The sequence below is a fragment of the Aliinostoc maniaoense genome (assembly GCF_058172895.1).
The window spans coordinates 4,915,253-4,934,543 of the sequence record NZ_CP187952.1 but is presented as its reverse complement, the minus strand read 5'-3'; the positions used below and the strand labels follow the sequence as shown (position 1 = coordinate 4,934,543).

Annotated in this window: 13 protein-coding genes; 5 read left to right on the top strand and 8 right to left on the bottom strand. The window is 37.8% G+C overall.

Going from position 1 to position 19,291, the window contains the following annotated elements; genetic code table 11:
• Positions 1 to 22 precede the first annotated feature (22 nt).
• The 5 genes from ACPZ3T_RS21390 to ACPZ3T_RS21370 form a co-directional block, all read right to left on the bottom strand.
• A complete protein-coding gene (locus tag ACPZ3T_RS21390; protein ID WP_490271465.1) occupies positions 23 to 1,930 on the bottom strand; it encodes a sensor histidine kinase in 1,908 nt (635 codons plus the stop codon).
• A 93-nt stretch (positions 1,931 to 2,023) separates the two neighbouring features.
• The gene (locus ACPZ3T_RS21385; protein ID WP_490271464.1) at positions 2,024 to 2,893 is read right to left on the bottom strand and encodes a substrate-binding domain-containing protein; all 870 of its coding nucleotides are present in this window, start codon (positions 2,891 to 2,893) and stop codon (positions 2,024 to 2,026) included.
• 141 nt (positions 2,894 to 3,034) lie between these two features.
• Positions 3,035 to 3,787, bottom strand: a complete 753-nt coding sequence (locus ACPZ3T_RS21380; protein ID WP_490271463.1) for a DevA family ABC transporter ATP-binding protein — start codon at positions 3,785 to 3,787, stop codon at positions 3,035 to 3,037.
• Positions 3,788 to 3,842: 55 nt separating this feature from the next.
• Positions 3,843 to 5,009 carry an ABC transporter permease DevC gene (gene devC / locus ACPZ3T_RS21375; RefSeq protein ID WP_490271462.1) on the bottom strand — a complete coding sequence of 389 codons (1,167 nt, stop codon included), beginning with the start codon at positions 5,007 to 5,009 and terminating at the stop codon, positions 3,843 to 3,845.
• 208 nt (positions 5,010 to 5,217) lie between these two features.
• Positions 5,218 to 6,516, bottom strand: coding sequence for an ABC exporter membrane fusion protein (locus ACPZ3T_RS21370; protein ID WP_490271461.1), 1,299 nt, complete (start codon positions 6,514 to 6,516; stop codon positions 5,218 to 5,220).
• 685 nt (positions 6,517 to 7,201) lie between these two features.
• On the opposite strand from ACPZ3T_RS21370, the gene ACPZ3T_RS21365 reads away from it, so the two are divergent.
• Complete coding sequence (locus tag ACPZ3T_RS21365; RefSeq protein WP_490271460.1) at positions 7,202 to 8,563, top strand: NAD(P)/FAD-dependent oxidoreductase; 1,362 nt, start codon at positions 7,202 to 7,204, stop codon at positions 8,561 to 8,563.
• A 464-nt stretch (positions 8,564 to 9,027) separates the two neighbouring features.
• Here ACPZ3T_RS21365 and ACPZ3T_RS21360 read toward each other — a convergent pair whose 3' ends face one another.
• Positions 9,028 to 9,348: a hypothetical protein gene (locus tag ACPZ3T_RS21360; RefSeq protein ID WP_490271459.1), complete on the bottom strand. Its 321-nt coding sequence runs from the start codon at positions 9,346 to 9,348 to the stop codon at positions 9,028 to 9,030.
• Between the two features lie 932 nt (positions 9,349 to 10,280).
• Between ACPZ3T_RS21360 and ACPZ3T_RS21355 the strand changes: the two genes are divergently transcribed.
• The 4 genes from ACPZ3T_RS21355 to ACPZ3T_RS21340 all read left to right on the top strand — a co-directional run bounded on the left by ACPZ3T_RS21355 (position 10,281) and on the right by ACPZ3T_RS21340 (position 16,927).
• A complete protein-coding gene (locus tag ACPZ3T_RS21355) occupies positions 10,281 to 11,648 on the top strand; it encodes an NAD(P)/FAD-dependent oxidoreductase (RefSeq protein ID WP_490277312.1) in 1,368 nt (455 codons plus the stop codon).
• 274 nt (positions 11,649 to 11,922) lie between these two features.
• Positions 11,923 to 12,759: an alpha/beta fold hydrolase gene (locus tag ACPZ3T_RS21350; RefSeq protein ID WP_490271458.1), complete on the top strand. Its 837-nt coding sequence runs from the start codon at positions 11,923 to 11,925 to the stop codon at positions 12,757 to 12,759.
• A 319-nt stretch (positions 12,760 to 13,078) separates the two neighbouring features.
• Positions 13,079 to 14,770 (top strand): protein kinase domain-containing protein, encoded by a 1,692-nt coding sequence (locus ACPZ3T_RS21345; RefSeq protein ID WP_490271457.1) that lies wholly within the window; start codon positions 13,079 to 13,081, stop codon positions 14,768 to 14,770.
• Positions 14,771 to 15,244: 474 nt separating this feature from the next.
• A complete protein-coding gene (locus tag ACPZ3T_RS21340) occupies positions 15,245 to 16,927 on the top strand; it encodes an ArnT family glycosyltransferase (RefSeq protein ID WP_490271456.1) in 1,683 nt (560 codons plus the stop codon).
• 171 nt (positions 16,928 to 17,098) lie between these two features.
• On the opposite strand, the gene ACPZ3T_RS21335 is transcribed toward ACPZ3T_RS21340, so the two are convergent.
• Both ACPZ3T_RS21335 and ACPZ3T_RS21330 read right to left on the bottom strand, forming a co-directional pair.
• A complete protein-coding gene (locus ACPZ3T_RS21335; protein WP_490271455.1) occupies positions 17,099 to 17,887 on the bottom strand; it encodes an ABC transporter permease in 789 nt (262 codons plus the stop codon).
• A 145-nt stretch (positions 17,888 to 18,032) separates the two neighbouring features.
• Positions 18,033 to 19,013 carry an ABC transporter ATP-binding protein gene (locus tag ACPZ3T_RS21330; RefSeq protein ID WP_490271454.1) on the bottom strand — a complete coding sequence of 327 codons (981 nt, stop codon included), beginning with the start codon at positions 19,011 to 19,013 and terminating at the stop codon, positions 18,033 to 18,035.
• Positions 19,014 to 19,291 lie beyond the last annotated feature (278 nt).

Genomic DNA, 19,291 nt, shown 5'->3' with positions numbered 1-19,291 from the left:
TAGACTTGAAGGTGTGGGAATATCAACGAATAGGCAGGGTAATAATAAACTCTGTCCCTTTTCCTAGCGATGAAATGCACTCTAAAGATCCACCATGCCTTTCAGTCATAATCTGGTAGCTAATAGATAAACCCATACCAGTCCCTTTCCCAACTGGTTTAGTAGTGAAAAATGGTTCAAATAACCTTGATTTGATTGCTTCTGAAATTCCTGTACCGTTATCAGCAATTTTAATAACGACGTTTTTATTCTCCTGGGCGGAAGTAATCCGAATGACAGGGTTTGAACAAAACTGTTTGTAGAAAGCCTCTTCTAAAGCATCTATGGCATTGGCTAGGATGTTCATAAATACTTGGTTCAATTGTCCTGCAAAGCATTGAATTAATGGGATTTCACCATATTCTTTAACCACTTCGATTTCAGGACGGTTATTTTGTGCTTTAATCCGATGTTGTAAAATTAACAAAGTGCTGTCAATGCCTTCATGTATGTCAGCCATTTTAAATTCTGCTTCATCTAAACGAGAGAAGATTCGCAAGCTGAGGACAATTTCACGGATGCGATTAGCTCCTATCTTCATAGAAGACAATATTTTAGGTAAATCTTCTGTTAAATATTCAATATCAGCTTCCTGTTGAGCTTGTTGAATTTCTAGTTCTGGGTGGGGGTAATGCTTTTGATAAAGCTCAAGTAACAAAAGCAGCTGACGAGTGTAATCATCAGTATACTTGAGGTTGCCGTAGATAAAATTGACTGGGTTATTGATTTCGTGGGCAATACCCGCTACCAACTGCCCCAAAGATGACATTTTTTCCTGCTGAACTAGTTGTGACTGGGTAAGCTTGAGTTTCTGTAAAGTACTTTTGAGCGCGATATTTTTTTGGTTCAGTGCCTGTGTTCGTTCGTATACTTGTTGTGCGAGGTTTTGGTTGTAAGCTGCCAGTTTTTTGTGTGATTCGTATTGTTCTGCTAGTAGTTGCTTAACTTGTTGAATCAACTGGTTCAAAGCAATGGCTAAGATGCCAACCTCATCTTCAGTAGTTATGGAGGCTTGCAGATCAAAATTAGAGTCTTGGGTGACTCGTTGTGCTACTTGAGTTAAAGCTTGCAGGGGACGACTAATTGTCCGCACAATCAAAAATCCTATAATCGCTACAATAGCACTACCGAAGACATACAACATCCCCAAACGCCGCCATAGTTTCCATTTAGCTATTTCTAGAGGTGAAATCGGATATAAAACTGTAGTTGTTAAAGACTGACTCGCTCCTTTGAATAGGATACTTTTGGCTAAATATTTCTGGTTTTGAAAGGTAATTTGTGTCACAGGTAAATCATAAGGAAGAATTTCCCAAGTTCCTTGTCTTGCTTCTTGGAAAGTTGTTGCAACTACCCGATTTTGTCTCTGGACTATCAGCTGTTTGGACGAACCCGCAGCAATTTTTTTGAGTAGGGTATCATCTATTGTTTTACCGATGATCATTCCTCCTAACAGTCCTGCTGGTGATTTGATGCTATTACTTACTACTTGCAGAACTTGTTGACTACCTTCTACATCTATTAAATCTGTTAAGTGCGCTCCACTGCTAGCACTAGTAGTAATTACTTTATCTAGTAGTTTAACTTGATTTAGTGATTTACTCCGTAAATCTATTAGAACGTTACCCTGTAAATCTACTACCTTGATTAAATCTAATTTCAATACAGATTTCATTGGTAATAATATCTGTAAAAGAAACCCTAGGTCACGTTGTTCAACTGCTTGATTGAGCATATCCCGGTTGGTAATTAGCTCAATTTGAGTTTCTAAAATTTGTTGTTCAATCTGTAAATCTTGATAAACTCGTTCGGCAAAATCTTTGATGTCTTGGCGGAAAGTCTGCTGTAGACTATCTGTAAACCAATATCCTAGGATTACTAAGCCAAACATAAATACACTCAGGCAGACAGTAATAAGCGGTAGCACAATTTTTTGACTGAGCCTGAGTTTTCTAAAAAATCTCTGCATGGCATATGATTAAATTTATTTAGCAGGGGCAAAGCCATTTTTATGTAGTATTTCTTTACCTTCCTGGCTGAAGATAAATTCAATAAAGTCATGAGTAGATTTTGCAGGTGTTTTATCCCATAAAATACCTATATGACGCACCATTTTGTATTGACCACTTGTTACTTTATCTATGTTGGGAGCAACACCATTAAGACTGAGGCGATTGACTGGTAATTGATTACTCAAAGAATAAGCCAAAGAAAAAGCACCGATAGAATTAGGAGTAATCTGTAAGGTTTCGATTAATTCTCCCTCTTTGTTCAATATCACAGCTTTACTGGTAGTCTTTTCCTCTCCCAAATAATATTTTCGTAATAAATTTTTTGCAGATTCATCTTCTGGTCTATCCAATACAATAATCTTGGCATTAGACCCACCCAATTCTTGCCAATTGGTGATGTCACCTCTGTAAATTGCTTTTAATTGCTTGGTGGATAAGTTGGTAACACCTTTAACGCTGCTGTGAGTGGCAACAACTAATAAATCTTGTGCTATTTCACGATATTGAATTTGACCGTTATCTTCTTCTGGTTTAAGTTTGTGACTACTACCAGCAATATCAATAATGTCATTTTTGAGAGATGCGATCGCACCTTCTGATTGGCTATTCGAGATAAACTCAATCTTGACTGTTTTATCTTTAGCTTGATATGCTTTAGCTAATAGTTTTAATGCGAATGCAGTTGAACTAGAACCACCAATTTTGATAATTTGTTGGGATTGAGAATCAGCCTGCTTGACAGTTTGACGCGATTTTGTAGAATCTTTTGAGATGACAGCACTACAACTGGATAAACCAAGCAGTATGCTACAGATAATGACGGAGTCAGCAATCTTATTCATGAATGAGTCAGCCAATAGCTAAAAAACAGTATTATGTATCACGCTTTACTGTCTAATATTCCCTAGTGCTGACTAAAAGTAACATCTAGATTTGTTACTAGCTAAAAGAACATTGATTTTTCATATCTGAGTGCAACAATGTTACTGCATCTTGGCTGTCAAATCTGCATTGTCAGCTTTCAGTTGACCATCTTCCATGTATATAATTCGGTCAGCGATATCTAAGATGCGGTTGTCGTGGGTGACGAGCAAAATTGTACAATCTTGTTCTTTAGCGAGTTTCTGCATGAGTTCGACAACATCCCGCCCAGATTGTTTATCAAGTGCGGCTGTAGGTTCATCTGCTAAGACAATTTTAGGATGACTAACTAAAGCGCGAGCGATCGCAACTCGTTGTTTTTGTCCCCCGGAAAGATTTTCGGGGTAGGAATTGATATTATCTTCTAAGCCAACGTGTTCTAACATAGCGATCGCTTTGGCGTTAATATCGTGATTTAAATACTGATCATGTAATTCTAAAGACATTCGCACATTTTCTTTAGCTGTTAAAAATGTCATCAGGTTATGCGCCTGGAAAATATAACCAATTTGACAGCGTAATTTAGTTAACTGTCTTTTACTAGCACCAAATATTTCCTGTCCTAAAATTTTCATGCTCCCTGCTTGAGCCGAACGCAAACCACCCATGAGAGTTAACAGGGTAGTTTTACCTGAGCCAGAAGGCCCCGTCATAATCACAATTTCCCCTGGTTGAATCTCTAAATTGATATCAAATAATACTTGTTTGCGTAGTTTACCTGAGCCAAAGTAGTGATTGAGATTATGCACAGCAATCACAGGTTCAGTGGCAGAGGATAGGGACTCGGTAATTACTGGTGTAAATTCTGGTAGCATAGTTTTTTTAGTATTTTACAGACGGGATGAATCGCGTCTTTACAAGAGTGAAAATTTAAAATACATCGGCAGGATCGGCAGAACGTAATTTTCGCATGGCGATCGCACCGGAAACGCTACACATGATAATGGTAAGAATAAATACAGTGATTGCCCGATCTAATTTCATGGAGATGGGCAACATGGTAGCAGCGAAGGTAATTTGATATAGTCCAAAGGAGAGAAGATAGGCGGGAAGATATCCTAATAAGGCTAATAATAATGCTTCTTGTAGCAGAGTGATCAGTAAATAGCGATCGCTGTAACCCATTGCTTTGAGGGTGGCGTATTCTGGTAAGTGGTCAGACACATCAGAGTACAGAATTTGATAGACGATTACTATCCCGACAATAAACCCTACTACCACCCCTAAGCCGAAAATAAAACCGATACCTGTACCATTTGCCCAGTATTGTATTTCTGTGTAGGCAAAACCTTCGGGAGTCAGGACTCTGATATCATTCGGTAAACCTGCGGCTAGTTGCGATCGCACTTTTTCAGCATTTGCACCAGGTTTTAAGGTAATTAAACCTACCTCTATTTGGTTTGCCTTTCGTGTGGGGAATAGTCTTAAAAATGTAGAATCACTGGCGATGACGTTACCATCAGCCGCAAAGGATGCACCGTTACTAAATACACCTTTGACATCAATGGCTGTATTATTAAGTTCTGTTTTAAATTTACCTGTTTCCTTGAAGATATCACCAACCGCACCATATTCTGGACGACCAGCCTGATCAAATAACACCTGATTTAATTGTTTAAGGGCATCCTGATTTCTTTTGACTTCGGGAAACTTAAATGCAGAACTGGTGGGATCAATCCCCCAAACTAAGATTGCTCGATCTTGTAGGGTTTTGGGATTGCGCCATTGTCCAGTACCAATATATACTCCACTGACTGACTGCACACCTTCATAACCTAAAGCTTGATACAGTCGTTCTCTAGAAAAACTTTTGACTGAAAATAATGTTTGAAATTGCGGATTAATTAATACTAAATCAGCTTGTAAATTGCGATGGGGTTTTACTGCTGCATCAAATAGCGCACCTTCAAATCCCAATTGAATAAAAATGAGTAAATCTGCAAAGGTAATACCCGCTACTGCTACTACTACCCGCATTTTTTCTTTCATTAATTGCCGCCAAGCTAATGGCGTTTTGAGAAATATTTTAGGCAACATGGGTTAATTCGTAATGGGCTAACGCCCCGCTCCGCTAACGTCATTAGTAATAGCCTGCGGCTAGGCTTACGCCTAATACCGTTTTTGATGAAGATGCACTTTATTCTGTACTGTAGAGACGTTGCATGCAACGTCTCTACATCATTTATTTGGCGCAACTTCATAGAAAATTGGTATAAGTAATTAGTGATTCAGGCTGGGTACACTATTACCTGTACAATTCAATTGCTGTTTGTACTTGTAGGTTGGTTAAGGCTGCAACTTTTTTGCTGTCTTCAGGAGTCAGGCGAATTTTTACGTCTACAACTCGGTTGTCGAGGTTTTCTCCTGGTTGATTACTAAAGACGTTTTGGCGGTTGACTTGCAAGCCGATATGAGCAACTTCGCCCCGTAGTTCTCCCCTAAAGGCTTGCCCGGTAATGGTTGCGGTTTGCCCTAGTCTGATTTTGGGGATGTCGCTTTGATAAACTTCTGCTACTGCTATCATTTGTGCGGTTTGGGCTAAGTCTGCAATGCCATCATTAGTAATTTTTTCGCCGACTCGTGAATGAATGTTGAGAATTTGACCGGCTATTGGTGCTGTAATATAAGCAGCTTCTAATTCAATTTGAGCGCGTTTGAGTGCAGCGATCGCATTTTCTACTTCTGCTTGGGCAACTTGGACATCTACCGCCCGCACTTCGGCAATACTTGTAAGTGTGGCTTTGGCTTCGCTCACCTGTTTTCTAGTGGTGATGTTAATTCGGTTGAGTGCTGTTGAGGCTTCAGTTAGTTGTTTGCTGGCGGTGGTGTTAATCCGGTTCAGCACTGCTTTGGCTTCGTTTAGTTGCTGTTTGGCAGTTTCTCGACTTAAGCGTTTACTATCAAAGGTGGAATGAGAAATTGCCCCTTGGGAATGTAGCTGTTGATAGCGGCGATATTCTGCTTCGGCGTTATTGAGTTCAGCTTCTAGTTTTTTAATGCTGGCTATTTGGGCGATTTTGTCTCCTTGCCATTGTGCTTCAATTTGGCCAATGGTTTCTATTTGTGCTTTGATGTCTCCTTGAGATTGGGCTTGTAAGCGTTCTACATTAGCTTGCTGTGCCAAAATATCGCCGCTTTTAGCTCCAGCTTTGACTTGATTGAGTTTGGCTTGTGCTACTGTTACTTGTTTCTCTGCTTGAACTACAGCCGTTGTTAACTGGACATGGGAGTCTAAAATGGCGATTACTTGCCCTAATCGGACTGTATCACCTTCTTGTACACGAATTTCGGCAATGCGATCGCCATCTAAAGCTAAGGGTGCAGATAGTTTAATCACTTTCGTTTCTGGTTCTAGTCTACCTAGGGCTGTAACTTGCGGCGCGATCTCTGGTACTTCTAGATTAGGATCTGATGCCGCAGTTTTGATAATTTGCCCAAATTGAGACATTGCATAAACAATAATGCTACTAGTTATAGTTGTAGCTACAATTAATAATGCAATTAACCCTTTATTTCCTGGTTTAATTACCAATTTTTGACTCATAATCCCCTCTATAACCACAAAATTATTTTTCATATTTTCAATATGAAAAATAGTAAAAATCAGGTCATAAAATAATTTTTCTTATTTCTATTGCGAATTGCCTACAGCCTGCGGCATAGCTGCGCTTACAGCGTAGTGGGACGCTAGTCCATTGCGTAGCTTGCTTCCTCCAGGGTATTGCGAATTGGTTTTATTCAAGTTAGTTATTACTCTGTGTCTAAATTAGAATTTAGATTTGTTCCACTAAATAGCAGTGGGGATTCTACCAAAACAAATCTAGAATCACAGAGTGAAAATCTAGAATTGGCACTGTTAATAACGTTTCAATAAAGTGAATCTAGGTGAATGTTCAAACTCGTATTGAGGTTATCTGTTCCCTACCAATTTAAACTTTTGTAATATAAAGGTTTACTGTTCTTAATCTAATTCGTGCCATCTAGCTTGTCAATATTGATACTTATACTGATGCTCAACCAGACAAGTGCATAAAATCCGAAAATTAAGCAGATAAATGCTTAGAAACCCAAAAAGATGATGTGAGTATAGTTATTGACTAAATAACTGTAACTTTCATCACTTTAATAACTTTTTCATATGTGCAGAGTGAACAGCAGGTTTTGTGACAATTTTGATACAAATTTGTAAAGAATAGTTACAGCGTCCGTAACACAAGGAAATGTTTCTTATGGTAGATGCACTTGACAATAAACCACCCCACCAAGTTGTGATTGTGGGAGGTGGTTTTGGTGGACTTTATGCAGCAAAAGCCCTTGCCAAAGCGAAGGTAGAAGTTACTCTAATTGATAAACGTAACTTTCACCTATTTCAGCCACTACTCTACCAAGTGGCCACCGGGACGCTATCACCAGCTGATATTTCTTCACCTTTGCGTGCAGTTTTGAAAAAGAGTCAGAATACAAAAGTGTTGCTAGGAGAAGTCAATGATATTGATCCAGAAACACAACAAGTAATGATGGGTGATGAGACAATACCTTATGACACCTTAATTGTGGCTACAGGTGCAAAGCATTCCTATTTTGGTAAAGATAACTGGGAAGAATTTGCGCCGGGTTTGAAGACTGTAGAAGATGCTATTGAAATGCGTCGTAGAATTTTTACAGCCTTTGAAGCGGCAGAACGGGAAAAAGATCCTGCCAAACGCCGGGCTTTGTTGACTTTTGTAATTGTAGGTGGTGGCCCGACTGGGGTAGAATTAGCAGGAGCGATCGCTGAGTTAGCCTACGAAACCCTCAAAGAAGACTTCCGCAAAATCGACACTACAGAAGCGCAAGTTATTCTTTTAGAAGGTTTAGATAGAGTTCTCCCACCCTTTGCACCAGAGTTATCCCAAGAAGCGGAAGCATCTTTACAACAGTTGGGTGTGGTTGTGCAAACAAAAACTATGGTGACAAATATTGAAAATGATATTGTTACCGTTAAACAAGGCGATGAAGTTAAAGAAATCGCGTCTAAAACAGTATTATGGGCTGCGGGTGTAAAAGCTTCGCCAATGGGTCAAGTTTTAGCGCAACGAACTGGGGTAGAATGCGATCGCGCCGGACGAGTTATGGTAGAACCAGACTTAAGTATTCAGGGACATCAGAATATTTTCGTTGTGGGAGACTTAGCCAACTTCTCCCACCAAAACGGTAAACCCCTGCCAGGGGTTGCACCCGTCGCTAAACAAGAAGGTGAATATGTCGCTGCCTTAGTGCAGAAACGTCTACAAGGTCAAACTCTGCCTGCATTTAAGTATACTGATCATGGTAGTCTGGCCATGATTGGACAAAATGCAGCCGTTGTAGACTTAGGGTTTATAAAGTTGAAAGGCTTCTTTGCTTGGTTGTTTTGGCTAGTAGTTCACATCTACTTCTTAATTGAGTTTGACAATAAGTTAGTAGTCACAATTCAGTGGGTATGGAATTATCTCACTCGTAATCGTGGAGCTAGATTAATTACAGGTCAAGAAGTTTCTCTAGCAGTTAAAACTGTGAACAATAGTAGTCATTACCAGCCGACAGAAAATAGGCAGCCAGTTAATGTTTAGGATTCAATAGAGAACAAAGAATAGGGAATAGGGTGAGATGACAAGTGTCATCAACCCTACATCCCTAAGAGGGTGTTTGAAAAGTCGAAAAGTATACTAGAAACCCCTCTCCAAACCTCTCCCCGAAACAGAGAGAGGCTTTGAAACCCCCATTCCCTTGTAGGGAAGGGGGGCTAGGGGGGTTAGGTTTTTAAGATTTTGGTTTTAGGAATGATAGTTTTCAAACATCCTCTAATACCAATTATCCAAAATTAGGTAACATATCCAAATTTAGTAACCGTTGATTAGTAAGGCTTTTCTCATTTTGAATTTTCAATTTTCTAGGCACAAGCTTTTACTATGCAGGCATTAGCCGAACGGATAACTATGCGTAAATTTTGAATTGGTATAAACTCTTAAACCAGAATTTCAGAGGTTTTCTATCTCTTAATGATTAAGGTTGCTAAGAGGAGGAATTTTTTTGATTATGCTCGTCTTCGCTGAATATATCTCCTGATAGCTACGCAACCTCTACCAGCCGTACAACGATACCGAATACATCGCCTAAACCAGTATCTTCCACGTCTGTACCATCTTCCACACCTGACTCTATAAAAGACTCTTTGAACTGGCCTTCTTTGAGCAATTAAATCTCCTTGTGTATTAACGACATTACCCAAATCAGTATCCTGTAAGCCATTTCTATAGTCAGGCTCAGATGAAGAATTTAAGGCTAATGTGGGTGAAATACTACTTGTAAAAACCAGCATCACACCAGCCACAACTATCATTAATCTGCTTTTCATAAAGCACTCCTTCAAGATGACGTGATATTTCAAAAAATATGATGTATCAACATCACTATTTATATAATGTCTGAAATCTGCAAATATAAACGTTAATTTTTGAAAAACATCTGAATTATTCAATTTTCTACCAAAAAATAATATATATATTGCAAAATTTTGGCAGAGATAAACAACAATTTAGTTAAAATTTTCAACATTAATTATCATACATATCTTGAAAACTGACAGATGTAAATTTTTTATTTATCAGTTAATTAGCTACTTATTAACTAGCCATTTGTGGAGTAATTATCCTGCAATATAGAGAAAAAATGCTTATTCTAGAATTATTTTAGTTCTGCCGCTACTTTTAGCGTAAAAAACCAACCTAAATAGCTACAAGCAGGAAAAACCAGTGTTTTTAGGCATTAATTGTTACTAAGTTAGTGAAACATACTGTTTCCCAAAAACAATAAAGCGTTAAAACCTCTCTGAGCAAGAGATGTAGTCGTTCATTACATCCTATTTAATGTTCATTAAATACAAAATGAACTGAATATATGCAATTTATTTAACTTAATATAAATTGAGCATTTGCTCACCTATTTATAAACCAAAAACTGGTTATTAATACTCATTAAATTAATCCAAAACCTGAAAAATTATCTGAAATAAAAACACAGTTGTTGTCAGATAGCAAATCTGTATTGTTCTACTATGCTTTACCAATAAATCTCTAAGATGCTGATAAAACAGTGCTTTGGGGATATAAAATCAAGCTTTTCTACCAAATATTTTTAGTGAACGTAGAGTTTAAACTCCAAAAATAGTAACCTTCATTAATTTCATTATTTTGATAATTGTTCAAATCAAACCGCAACAATTATCACGGATTTGTTACAAACAAATTAAGAAAAGTTACAAATCTCTTAACAAAAGGAAATCCTATGATGTTAGCTTCACTTGAGAATCATCAACCACATCAGGTCGTAATCGTTGGTGGTGGCTTTGGTGGACTGTATGCAGCAAAAGCACTAAAGACAGCAAATGTAAATGTAACTCTAATCGATAAACGTAATTTTCATTTATTTCAACCGCTTTTATATCAAGTTGCTACAGGTGTGCTATCACCTGCGGATATTTCCGCACCATTAAGAGGTGTACTCAATAAAAGCAAGAATACAAAAGTGTTGCTGGGTGAAGTCAATGATATTAACCCCGAAACACAACAAGTGATCATGGGTAATCAACTAATACCATATGACACATTAATTGTAGCTACAGGTGCAAAACATTCCTATTTTGGTAAAGATAATTGGCAAGAATTAGCTCCTGGTTTGAAAACTGTGGAAGATGCTATTGAAATGCGTCGCCGGATTTTTTCAGCATTTGAAGCCGCAGAAAAAGAAACTGATCCCGAAAAACGCCGTGCTTTGTTGACTTTTGTGATTGTGGGTGGTGGCCCTACTGGGGTAGAATTAGCAGGTGCGATCGCAGAGTTAGCATACAAAACTCTACAAGAAGATTTCCGCCACATCAACACCTCAGAGACTAGAATTGTACTATTGCAAGGGGGCGATCGCATCCTCCCCCACATTTCCCCAGAGTTATCACAAGAAGCAACCGCATCTCTAGAAGCCTTGGGTGTAATTGTCCAAACCAAAACCAGGGTAACAAATATTGAAAACGATATCGTTACCGTCAAGCAAGGAGATCAATTTAAAGAAATTGCCGCTAAGACTATACTATGGGCGGCTGGTGTGCAAGGTTCACCAATGGGCAATATTTTAGCGCAAAGAACTGGTGTAGAATGCGATCGCTCTGGAAGAGTGATGGTAGAACCAGATTTAAGCATTAAAGGACACAAAAATATTTTCGTTGTGGGAGACTTAGCCAACTTCTCTCACCAAAATGGTCAACCCCTCCCAGGTGTCGCACCAGTCGCCAAGCAAGAAGGGGAATATGTAGCGAGATTAATTCAAAAACGTCTGCGCGGTAAAACTATGCGCCCATTCAGATATACTGATTATGGTAGCCTAGCTATGATTGCCCAAAATGCCGCCGTTGTAGACTTAGGTTCAATCAAGCTCAAAGGTTTCTCTGCGTGGATGTTCTGGTTATTAATCCACATTTATTTCTTAATTGAGTTTGACACCAAAGTAGTAGTCATGATTCAGTGGGCATGGAACTACCTCACTAACAAACGCGGTTCAAGATTGATTACTGGTAAAGAATCATTAGCATTAGCTCAAGCTGAAGATAGTCAAAGTAAAACTCCTGAGACAGCAAGCAACAATAAACAGACAGTCAGTGTTTAAGTAGCAATCATAAACTACTTACACCAGAACACATCAAAAACTCTTTCCCCCACACCCTTACACCCCTACACCCCTTTATAATTAAAGGCTTGTAGTCAGAACTTTAGTTCTCAAATCAGGACTAAAGTCTTGACTACAAACTAATCCTAGTCTTTTTACCTTACCCATCTCACGTAGTTAAATGAAACATCTTCTCTACCCTTGGGATATAAAGGCTTTCGCAGTAGGATAATAGTTGCGAAACTATATCTCCAAGGATGGATGTAAATAGACAATGGCTGTACGTCAAACCCTATCAACACCTGATATTCAGCTATCTTACCTGGAGTGGAATCAAGGTCAAGAACCTTTGCTGTTATTACATGGTTTAGCTGACCATGCTTTAGTGTGGTCGAGTTTAGCCGATTATTTAGCGGTAGATTATCATATAGTTGCGCCAGATATGCGTGGTCATGGTGAAAGCACTAAGCCAGAAACAGACTATACTTTTGCAAGTGCGATCGCAGACCTTGAAGCACTCATGGATAATTTAGGGTGGTCATCTGCTCATGTTGTCAGTCATTCGTGGACAGGTAAACTAGCTGCTATCTGGGCTAGAGTCAACCCCCAACGTCTGCGGAGTATGGTGCTAATTGATCCCATTTTTATTTGGAAAATGCCCAGCATCTTCCGGCTAACCTTCCCCCTATTGTACCGTTATCTATCCTTTCTCAAAGGTATGGGGCCATTTACCAGCTATGAAGTAGCCGCAGCCCAAGCAAAGCAATTAAATCAATATCAGGGTTGGAGTACATTACAACAAAAAGTATTCCAAGCTGGAATAGAACAAAAACCTGATGGTAGTTGGGGTAGTAAATTCACAGTGAACGCTCGTGATGGCATTTTTGAAGACGTGATGCAAGTACCTGGTTTTACCATCCCAGTAGACACTCCTTCCCTATTCATCCAGCCAGAAAAAGGACTTAATCGTTTTGACTGGCAAATCAAGCCCTATAAAACCTATCTGAAAAATCTCCGCCTGTGTCAAATTCCTGGCAATCATTGGCCATTTTTAACTGCACCAGAAGCATTTAACCAAACAGTTGCAACTTTTTTAGCAGAATTTAAATAAAACAAATCTTATTATTATATAAACATTCACAAAATAGTAAAACTCATTTGTATTCTTCTCATCTCAAAAAAGAATAGTAAGACCATTATTCTTTAACAGAGAAAAATCGCGTTTGCTTAACCTAGCGTTCGCAGTAGCATCTAGTACTAATACCAACTCTCTAAAATTACCCAACACATTCAAACCCATATTCTACCTCAATTTCTTAATTACGTAAATTGCTTCACCTTTCGGGTTAGCATCCTGTAGGGAAGGGGAATTACGAATTACGAATTAAACATTTATCTATTTATAAAATTTTAAATTTTGAATTTATATCATGAGCCTTTGTATTAATCCAGTTTGCCCTAAACCCAACCATCCCAACAACGAAAAAAACCGCTTTTGTCAAAGCTGTGGCTCTCAATTAGAACTAGTGGGACGCTATCGGGTGACGCGCTTATTAAGTGACACAACTGGATTTAGCAAAGTCTATGAAGTTTATGAACAAAATACACCTAAAATCCTTAAAGTACTACCAGCAAATATTTTTGATGTCAAAGCTATAGAACTTTTTCATCAAGAAGCTGTTATCTTAGGAAAACTCAATCATCCTGGTCTTCCCAGAATAGATGCTTATTTTCAACATTACACTAGAAATAACTTACCTTTGTACTGCGTTGTCTTAGAAAAAATTGAGGGTATCAACTTAGAACAGAGTTTAGAAAAACACCCCCAACCCACTCCCCAAGCACAAGCAATTAATTGGCTAAAACAAATAGCAGAAATTTTACATATAGTACATAATCAACAGTATTTACATTTAAATATTAAGCCATCAAATATTCTCATCCGACCAGATGGACAATTAGTTTTGATTGATTTTGGCACAGCTAGAGAACTAGCCAAAAATTACCAAAATCGTAGTACTACTCCTACCATGTCATCTGGTTATAGCGCACCAGAACAAATGCAAGGAAAACTGACATTACAATCAGATTTTTTTGCATTGGGGCGTACTTTCGCTTTTTTACTCACGGGAAAACATCCCCTAGATATGTATGATGCACGTCATAATTTATTACATTGGCGGAGTTATGCTCATCAAGTTTCACATTCCTTATTAAATTTAATTGATTGGCTGATGACACCAGAATTAACTCATCGTCCAGCCAATGCTCAAGCAATTTTGCAGCGTATCCAAGAAATTGAAATACCTAATAATTTAGTTAATCATGAAAATATTATTGCCCCAAATCAGCCCCAAATTATAGAATTTACTCAGCCAAAGCTTGATTCTCCTCCCTCTTTATCCATCAAGCCACTAAAAACAATACCTTTAATTTCCTCATTTGTAGCACTTCTCGTTTCATTCGGTTTAGTCAGTTTAATTTCCGTAGCAATAAGTTATCCACAATTCACCACCCTATTACCAATTGCAACTCAATCTCCACAACGAAAAGGCAAGATTGATTATTTTACCTATCAAGAAGGGCGAGATAGTCAAGGTAGAGTAGCTGAATTTAACATAGCAATTTTATCAGTAGATTATAAATGGCTGCCTAACAGTAATTTTCAAGTGACCAATAACAATCAAGTTATTAGTCTTGATGTTTTAAAGTTAATCTTAGAACAACAGGGCATACAAAAAATCATGGAAGAGCCGAATGAAATTATTTCTGTCGGTAAAGATTCCTGTAATAGTAAATTAGCAGATGCACAACGCCGAGCATTTGAACGTTCCCAAAAACTGCAAACTTTAGTTATAAATTTATTTAAAAATACTCGTAGCGTCAGAGGTTATAGATTATTAAACTTAGGTCAATTTCAACGTGGTAACTGTAAGAAAAATAACTTTGTTACAAGATACCAAAACAGCATCATGATTATTGGAGTCAAAAATAAATCAAAAGGTGTAATTATAGATGAAGCCCTAAGAGATAGATTAGCAAATAAACCCTTTGCTGATTTTCAACTCCAAGATTATTCTTTAGGCTCATTACAAAAATTCCGAACTATTTCTAGTAAATGAAAATAGGATTTATGCCAGTAGGGTGTGTGACGCTGCAAAATTATACCCAACCATTAATTTCGGATACTTTATTAAGTAATGGGCATTACTCATTACTCATTACTCATTACTCATTACTCATTACTCATTACTCATCACTCATTTATTTTTTGCTCTTCCCTATTTTAGTTATCTATGATACCAAGCTTGGGTTTAGCGTATTTTTCTCTTGATGAATTATAAAGTAATACCCTTAATGCCAGCCCACAACGGTTATGTAAAGAGGTGATTTATCGCATCTTTAACAACTAATTATCATTTCTTTGCGTAAGTTGTGGTAAATATAATTTTATACGTGGTAATTAGTTAAATATACATTAGCAGTTCTCAAAACACCTATAGCTGTTTTGGGGAAAATGAGTTATTTACGTAGAACAAAAGAATTGCGATCGCACCAGTATCTTTACTTAACTTAATTGACAAATCACATTAAAAATGCCTATTTTCCATAGATTAAAAAACATCAAACTAGATCCCTACTTACTCATAGCTTTAATTGCAGGCTTTCTTTTTTGTGTGTATGGCATCCATTGGGGAAGAGTGGAAGAATGGAATCCAGATCAAATGGTTTTCAAAAGAAACTTTTCTCTGGGTGAAATCTTCTCCAGCCCTAGTGACTTTCTCAAGCCTCCCTTTCACACATATTTCAACTTTGTTTTCTCCTACGTGCCACTGAAAGTTATAGAGAAACTTTTTAATCTATCTCAACATTCTCTGACTTCTGGCTCAGTGATTCTCATTTGGTCTAGAATTATTACAGTCTTTCTATTCTTGGGTTCAATTTATCTATTATTTCAAATAAATAAAAGATTTTTTGGCTTGTTTGCCGCCCGTATTATCACACTGCTTTTTGCGACTAGTAGCGGCTTTATAGTTTACACACATTTTTTAACAGCAGACATCCCTGTAACTTTTTGGATGTTATTATCTTTTTACTTCATCCAAAGTATATACTTACAAGGTAGAATATCAGACTACTTATTAGCTGGGTTTTTCACAGGAATTGCTACAGCCACTAAATATAATGGTTTGTCAGTGGGCATTGGCATTGTTTTGGCTCATGCTCTATCATTCCATCAACCAGCTTGGAGAAAAATCATTTTCAGCAAGAAGCTGTTTTTAAGTTTATTCACAGTAGTGATTGGTTTTTTAATTGGAAATCCATTTGCATTAATCAATTATCCTCAGTTTATTTCAGATTTTTTATATAACTATATAACTACCCCTATATACAATGGAGAAGTTAGCGGAAATAACTACTTTACTTTCTTCTCTATATATATCAAAGAAATTGTTGGATTACCTTCATTAATAATTCTGGGTGCAGGAATATTATATTCTCTCTACATTACTGCTACCAGTAAAGACCAAAAGACCATTAAACCTGTTTTATTAATTTTAATTGTTTTTCTTACTTACTACTATAAATTTGGTGATTTCCCTAGATTAGAAACTCGCTTTGTACTGCCCATAGTACCTATATGGCTGATTTTATCTGCTCCATTTTGGCAGAAACTTAAGCCTTATAAGACAGTTGTATCAGTAATTTTGGTGATTCTCCTTAGTTACAATACAGTTTGTAGTTTATATGTAGGCAAAAGATTTGTAGACGATCCCCGTATGCTATCTCAGGAATGGGTAAAAACTAATATACCTAAATTGAGTTCAATAGAAAATACTGCATATATTCCTACATGGAATCGCTTACCAGGGGTGAAATTAAAATCTCGGAATATGCCATTTATTTCTGGAAGAGGAAAGTTATTTGAAAAGGATTTAACCAGTAAATTTAAACCAGATTCTTGGATAATTAAAAGGTGGAGAGAATCTCAGAAATCAGATGACAGTCTCAAATTCTACTCGCTAGAAGCTTTAGTTAACCGTCAGACTGAATACATTGCTATTAACTCGCTGTACTACGAAAGATTTTTTAATAATGCAAGTTTAAAGCAGTTATATCCAGAAATGAATCAATTTTTTGATAGCTTAATTAGTGAGGAATATCCTTATAAGAAGATATTTGATCAAGAGTCTAAACTGCCACCTGTTTGGGCTTATCCTCAAGATATTGATTTTCTGCATAACAGAACAATCATTTTTAAAAGCAAAAATTCTTAATTTACGTCTAATTGTGAATTAAAACCTTGCGAATACCTAGATATTTTTAGGGGCGGGTTCAGCGAGATCAAAAGGTAATCATGAATGATATTTGTTAACCCGCCCCTACTATTGATTGGATGGGGGGTTTTTCTAATTGACATCAGGCGTAATTTTGGATTTTGAATTAATTCAAGCTCCCATCCCCGAATATCTTTTCAATCCAGCACGCCATAACCAGCGATTTACAACTAAAAATATGAATATCCAAGCGAGGAGTGAGGCAAATCCCCGTGTTAAATCCACTGGTAATCCTACTAAGATATTGGCGGGAAAACCAATTAAGTAGGGAAAAGGTGTAAATAATACTATTTCTCTTATAGGTTCAGGGAACACCTCTAACGGTGCAATTAAACCAGATAGAAATAAATAAAACAAAAACCAGAAATTTTCAATAGCATTTGCTCTTTCTGTCCAAAAAGCAAACATTGCAAAGGTGTATTGAATGGCAAACCTTAAAACAAATGCCAAGCTAGCAGCCAAAGTAAATGCTATGAATTGGGATAAATTAGGCAGCCAAAACGCTTCGGGATATAAGAAAAAAAACAGAGCTATTAATATTATGGCAAAGGGTATGCGAGCAACTCTTTCTGATAAATGGGCAGCGACATGATGCCAGACAGGATCTAAAGGTTGTAATAATTTTGGTGATAACTTACCTTCTACAACTTCCTTTTCAAACTCCCAAATTACCCAGACGACAGATATTTGTCTGACAACAAAAACGGTGAGAAAATAACGGGCAAAGTCAACAGATGATAAACCAAACTGTCCTCCTTGGGAAGCTTTTATCCAAACTCCCATGAGAATAATTGGTAAAGAACCAGACAAAACCCATAAAATTAGTTCGGCTCGATACTCCACCATATAGGCGTAGTAAACTGTCAGCAAAGTGAGAGCTTTTCTAATAATTTTTTTCATTGACTGTTGAATTTTTTAGACTACAGGAATTAGACAAGTGTCTGCATTAATGGTTGGTGCGTGACGCTATTAATTCTGTTGACTACGTTCCAATAGTTTCTTAGCGTCACACACCCTACATAAAAATATGTCAGTTGGGTACGTTTTAGACAATTCCTGCTTGAAAAACTTGTGCAATAACTTCTTCAACAGGTGGTTCAGTAACTTTTAAATCTATGACTGCTAACTCTGTTAAAATCTGAGAAACTGTACGGGTAAGTGCCTCTTGTTGCACCATAAAACACACGGCTCGTCCTTCTAAATGTTGGACATCACCATAAACTTGGAGTTTTTCTAGGGGCAGAGGTTGGGTTAACTCTACGTAAACTTCTCGGTAGGGGGCAAAACGTTCTAGGAGTCTATCTAAACTACCGTCATACATGAGTTTACCTTGGTGAATTAGTAGTACCCGTTGACATAAAGCAGTAATATCTGCCATGTAATGGCTAGTCAACAAAACGGTTGCTTGATAACGCTGGTTATACTCACGTAAAAAATCCCGTACTGCTACTTGAGCATTGACATCTAAGCCTAATGTTGGTTCATCTAAAAACAAGACATGGGGACGGTGTAAAAGTGCTGCTAGTAATTCTGCCTTCATGCGTTCTCCCAAAGAGAGTTTTCGCACGGGTTGGTTAAGTTTCCCTTCTAACGCCAGCATTTCTGTTAATTCCCCGACGCGACGATGAAATTCTTTATCAGAAATATCGTAGACGGCTGCATTAATTTTTAAAGAGTCTAGTGCTGGTAAGTCCCAGAGTAGTTGTTGTTTCTGCCCCATTACCAAGGTGATTTTTTGTAAAAACGGGGCTTGGCGCAGAAATGGTACATAACCTGCTACTCTGACGCTACCGCTAGAAGGGTGAATGAGTCCGGTGAGCATTTTAAGTGTGGTGGTTTTACCAGCACCATTTGGCCCTAAGAAGCCCACTACCTCACCTGGGGTAATTTCAAACGAAACATTTTCAACTGCGTTGATGGAACGGTAGGTGCGGCGGAACAAGTGGGTAATTGTACCTTTAATTCCTGGCTCTTTTACCGCCACCGGATAGGATTTACTGAGGTTTTCGGCAATTATAATGGACATATATAAATGTTAAAACCACTTATTATTGTGTGGGTAAGGAAATCTGATTTGCATAGTGAAAATTTTTAACTCGAAAATCCTGCCATGTTGGAGATAGGACTTACGTAAGTGTCACAATTGATGGCTGGTGCGTGACGCTATAAGTTTGATGACTACGTTCAAATACTTTCGCAGCGTCACGCACCCTACAGGAATCAATTCCAAATACCCTACAGGTACGCGGTAGCGTCTCGTTAGAGAAGCTAAAGCTACAAAATTCACAACAGCTACATTAATAT